Genomic DNA, 2,188 nt, shown 5'->3' on the forward strand with positions numbered 1-2,188 from the left:
ATAATAATAATTATCAAAAGCAACGAGAATCAAAGACCGCTGATACCTACGCTAGGGTATCAGAAGCGAAAGGTCAAGCAGAAAGGGCACAGGGCGGATGCCTTGGCACTAAGGGCCGAAGAAAGACGTGATAAGCTGCGATAAGCTTCGGGGAGGAGCAAATATCCATTGATCCGGAGATCTCTGAATGGGGAAACCCACATGAGCAAACCTCATGTATCCATACGCCAATCCATAACGTATGGAGGGGAACCCGGGGAACTGAAACATCTAAGTACCCGGAGGAAAAGAAAGAAAACTCGATTCCGTAAGTAGCGGCGAGCGAACGCGGAAGAGCCTAAACCGGTGTGCGTGCACACCGGGGTTACGGACTGCATTTAAGATTCTGCAATGTTAGTGGAACGGTTTTGGGAAAGCCGGCCGGAGAGGGTGAAAGCCCCGTAGACGAAAACAGAGCAGACTGAGCAGGATCCAGAGTACCGCGGGACACGAGAAACCCTGCGGGAAGTGAGGGGGACCACCCCCTAAGGCTAAATACCACTTAGTGACCGATAGCGCATAGTACTGTGAAGGAAAGGTGAAAAGGACCCCGGGAGGGGAGTGAAAGAGAACCTGAAACCCTGTGTCTACAAGCTGTGGGAGTGCTTTATATGCACGACCGCGTACTTTTTGTAGAACGGTCCGGCGAGTTGCGCTCACTGGCAAGGTTAAGCACCGAAGGTGCGGAGCCGTAGGGAAACCAAGTCTTAAGAGGGCCAGAGTCAGTGGGGGCAGACCCGAAACCGGGTGATCTATCCATGTCCAGGTTGAAGCTGCCGTAAGAGGCAGTGGAGGACCGAACCCACATCCGTTGAAAAGGGTGGGGATGAGGTGTGGATAGGGGAGAAATTCCAATCGAACCCGGAGATAGCTGGTTCTCCTCGAAATAGCTTTAGGGCTAGCCTTGGTAGAGATTTGCGGAGGTAGAGCACTGAATTTCCTAGGGGGCGTCAAAGCCTACCGAAGAATATCAAACTCCGAATGCCGTGTAATTGCTTACCAGGAGTCAGACTGCACGAGATAAGTTGGGCAGTCAAAAGGGAAAGAGCCCAGACCTTCAGTTAAGGTCCCAAAGTGTGCGTTAAGTGGAAAAGGATGTGGGATTTCGAAGACAACCAGGATGTTGGCTCAGAAGCAGCCATTCATTCAAAGAGTGCGTAATAGCTCACTGGTCGAGAGGTCCTGCGCCGAAAATGTCCGGGGCTGAAACGCACCACCGAAACTAAGGGATCCGAAAGGATCGGTAGAGGAGCATTGCATGTGGGACGAAGCAGTACCGTAAGGAGCTGTGGACTGCATGGAAGAGAGAATGCCGGAATGAGTAGCGAGATAGAGGTGAGAATCCTCTAGGCCGAATATCCAAGGTTTCCAGGGTAAAGCTGATCTGCCCTGGGTAAGTCGGGGCCTAAGGTGAGGACGAGAGTCGTAGCCGATGGACAACAGGTGGAGATTCCTGTACTATGATATGACAGAACTGTGGGGACACGTGCAGAGAGCGGAAGCCGGGAATGGGATCCCGGTGCAAGCGAGGTACCAGCCGCATTGGAAAAACCGTGCGGCAATGGGAAGACGTGATGCGGAGTGAAGTTTAGTAATGAAGTCCGTGAGCTGTGCGTCAAGAAAAGCCGCTATTGTTCATACCATACCCGTACCGTAAACCGACACAGGTGGATGAGGAGAGAATCCTAAGGCCGGCGGAAGAAGCATTGTCAAGGAACTCGGCAAAATGACCCCGTAACTTCGGGAGAAGGGGTGCCTGCGAGAGCAGGCCGCAGAGAATAGGCTCAAGCAACTGTTTAGCAAAAACACAGGTCTATGCGAAACCGAAAGGTGAGGTATATGGGCTGACGCCTGCCCGGTGCTGGAAGGTTAAGAGGAGAGGTTAGCGCAAGCGAAGCTTTGAATTTAAGCCCCAGTAAACGGCGGCCGTAACTATAACGGTCCTAAGGTAGCGAAATTCCTTGTCGGGTAAGTTCCGACCCGCACGAAAGGCGTAATGATTTGAGCGCTGTCTCGACAATGCATCCGGTGAAATTGAAGTACCAGTGAAGATGCTGGTTACCTGCGCCAGGACGGAAAGACCCCATGGAGCTTTACTCCAGTTTGGTACTGGGATCCGGTACTGCATGTACAGGATAGGTGGGAGGCT

Annotated in this window: 1 rRNA gene; it reads left to right on the plus strand. The window is 52.3% G+C overall.

The annotated features are described in order from the left end of the window. Positions 1-71: 71 nt before the first annotated feature. Positions 72-2,188 (plus strand): 23S ribosomal RNA (locus LI112_RS17665); the annotation flags it as partial.

This window comes from Blautia sp. 210820-DFI.6.14, from assembly GCF_020558815.1.
Lineage (GTDB): Bacteria > Bacillota > Clostridia > Lachnospirales > Lachnospiraceae > Blautia_A > Blautia_A obeum.